Consider the following 2,944-nt stretch of genomic DNA (forward strand, 5'->3'; position numbering starts at 1 on the left):
CCGCCGCCACCGCGTCGCGCTGGTCCAGCCCCCCGCGGGCGTAGACCAGGCCCATCACCACGGACTGCGAGCCGGGCGACCGGCGGGCTCGCACGTGGGCGTTCCAGGCGGCCACCACCGGGTCATCGAGCAACTCGGCCGCCAGGTCCAGGACCTGCTTTCCCGTCCGGGTGGCGCCGTCGCGCAACTCCCGCGTCAACCGGGTGGCGTGTAGACGCCGGTCGATGCGGGTCACCGCCTCCATCAACGCCGCCGCGTCCCGGTCCCCGTGCTCGCGGGTGGCCGCCCACGCAAGAGCCAGCGCGACGGAGTCCGCGGGACCGATGGCGTGGCGCAGCATCGAGTGCAGCACCAGCGGCAGGCGCCGGCCGTCGACCTGACCCCGCTGGGCCAGCCCCTCGAGCCCGTGGGACAGGGTGTACATGCCCGAGGGGAACGACGAGTCCGTGAACTGCAGTGCGAGCAGCAGCCGCGACAGGTCGGAACCGCTCATGCGAGGTAGTGCAGCTGCGCCAGCGGCAGGGTGGTCGCGGGTGCGATGGTGGCGGGCTCGCCGTCGACGGTCACCACGTAGGTGTCGGGGTCCACCTCGATCCGCGGGCAGCGGTCGTTGCGCACCATGTCCTTCTTCCCGATGCCCCGGCACCGGCGCACTGGCAGGCACGGTGAGGTCAGGCCCAGCTGCTCGGGCACGCCCGCCTCGATCGCCGCCGCGGACAGGAACGTCACCCGGGTGGACTGCATGGCCCCGCCGTACGCGCCGAACATGGGCCGGTAGATCACGGGCTGCGGGGTGGGCAGCGAGGCGTTGGGGTCACCCATCGGTGCCCACACGATCATCCCGCCCTTGATCACCAGCGAGGGCTTGGCGGCGAACGACTCGACCGGCCACACCACCAGGTCCGCGAGCTTGCCGGGTTCGATCGAGCCCAGGTGGTCGGAGATCCCGGCGGCGATGGCGGGGTTGATGGTCATCTTGGCGACGTACCGCAGGACCCGCTCGTTGTCGTTGCGATCACCGTCCTCGGGCAGCGGCCCGCGCTCGACCCGGCAGTGGTGGGCGGTCTGGAACGCCCGCTGCCACGACTCGCCGATCCGTCCCATGGCCTGGGAGTCGGACGAGAAGATCGAAATGATGCCCTCGTCGTGCAGCACGGTCTCCGCGGCGATGGTCTCGGCCCGCACCCGGGAGTCGGCGAAGCTCACGTCCTCGGGGATGTCATGCGACAGGTGGTGGCACACCATCACCATGTCGAGCAGCTCGTCCACCGAGTTCACCGTGTAGGGCAGCGTCGGGTTGGTGGAGGCCGGGAGCACGTTGGGCTCACCGCACACCCGCAGGATGTCGGGGGCGTGGCCGCCACCGGCGCCCTCGGAGTGGAACGTGTGGATCGTCGAGTCGCCGAGTGCGGCGCGGGTGTCCTCGTAGAAGCCGGACTCGTTGAGGGTGTCGGTGTGGATCGCCACCTGGACGTCGTAGGCGTCCGCGACCTCCTGCACGCAGCGGATGGCCGCCGGCGTGGTGCCCCAGTCCTCGTGGATTTTCAGGCCCGCCGCGCCGGCGACGATCTGCTCGACCGCCGACTCGGCCTGCGAGGTGTTGCCCTTGCCCAGGATCCCGATGTTCACCGGAAGCCCGTCGGCGGCCTGCAGCATCCGGCCGATGTTCCAGGCGCCCGGCGTGCAGGTGGTCCCCTTGGTGCCCTCGGACGGTCCGGTCCCGCCGCCGAACAGGGTGGTCACCCCGTTGGACAAGGCCTCGTCGACCTGCTGCGGGGCGATGAAGTGGATGTGGGTGTCCACTCCCCCGGCGGTGACGATCTTGTGCTCTCCCGCCACCACCTCCGTGCCGGGTCCGATCACCAGGTCCGGGTGCACGCCGTCCTGCAGGTGCGGGTTCCCGGCCTTGCCCACCGCCACGATCCGGCCGTCGCGCACCCCGATGTCGCCCTTGACGACCCCGATCACCGCGTCGAGGATCGTGGCCCCGGTGATCACCAGGTCCAGCGCGCCCGAGGCCCGCGTACCCGCGGGGTCCTGCGCCATCCCGTCCCGGATCGCCTTGCCGCCGCCGTAGACGGCCTCCTCGCCGTAGCCGCTGGAGCCGTCGGTGGTGACGGCGTTGTGATCGCTCTCGACCTCGACGGTCAACACCGTGTCCGCCAACGTCAGCCGGTCCCCGACCGTGGGTCCGTAGATGTCGGTGTAGGTCGCGCGAGGGAGCACGGTCGGCGGGCCTTCGGCGACGCGTACCCCGCCCGCGGTCGGCCGGGCCTCGTTGTCGTCGTCATCGGCCACGTCCGCGCTGACAGACAGGAACCCGCCATCGTGCATCCGCTCCAGCGCCCGCTCCCGCACGGCCGGATCGTCGAGGCGACCGTCGACCAATCCGGAGAAGCCGTGGCAGACGCGCTCGCCGGCGTAGTCCACCAGCCGCACGGTGCGGGTCTGACCGGGTTCGAACCGCACCGCCAGCCCCGCGCCGATCGCCAGGTGGCGCCCGTAGGCGGCGGGGCGGTCGAACCGCAGCTCCCGGTTGGCCTCGAAGAAGTGGTAGTGCGAACCCACCTGGACCGCGCGGTCGCCGGTGTTGGTGACCTCGAGCTCGATGGTCGCGCGACCGGCGCCCAGCGTGATGTCGCCGTCGCCGTACTGGTACTTCCCGGATCCGGACATCGCGCTCCTCGGGGTGATGGGTGGTGTGGTGGGTCTGTGGGGTGGGTCTAGTGCGAGTGGGTGTAGACGCTTCCGTCGGCCGCCACGTGGGAGTGGGCGTAACCGTGGCCGTCCTCGGCGTCGAGCGCCGCGTCGATACCGTCCGCCGCGTCCGGGCCGCCGACGCCGTGGTCGAGGCGGTGAACCGCCTCGCGCACGCGGGTGTCGATCACGCTGCGCAACACCGCCGGGCCCAAAAGGTGCTCGCCCTCGCCGGGGAGCTCCCGAC

Annotated in this window: 2 protein-coding genes and 1 pseudogene; all 3 read right to left on the reverse strand. The window is 71.6% G+C overall.

All coding sequences use genetic code 11. The features are described from left to right. A partial coding sequence (locus IY392_RS15740; protein WP_194861716.1) for an urease accessory protein UreF occupies positions 1-493 on the reverse strand: 493 nt, incomplete at its 3' end. After that, positions 490-2,676 (reverse strand): urease subunit alpha, encoded by a 2,187-nt coding sequence (ureC, locus tag IY392_RS15745; RefSeq protein WP_194861717.1) that lies wholly within the window; start codon positions 2,674-2,676, stop codon positions 490-492. The genes IY392_RS15740 and ureC, both read right to left, overlap by 4 nt. 47 nt (positions 2,677-2,723) lie before the next feature. Beyond that, positions 2,724-2,944: pseudogene (locus tag IY392_RS15750) on the reverse strand (hypothetical protein); the annotation flags it as partial.

Origin of the sequence: Dietzia sp. SYD-A1, assembly GCF_015356725.1 — a bacterium.
Classification (GTDB): Bacteria; Actinomycetota; Actinomycetes; order Mycobacteriales; family Mycobacteriaceae; genus Dietzia.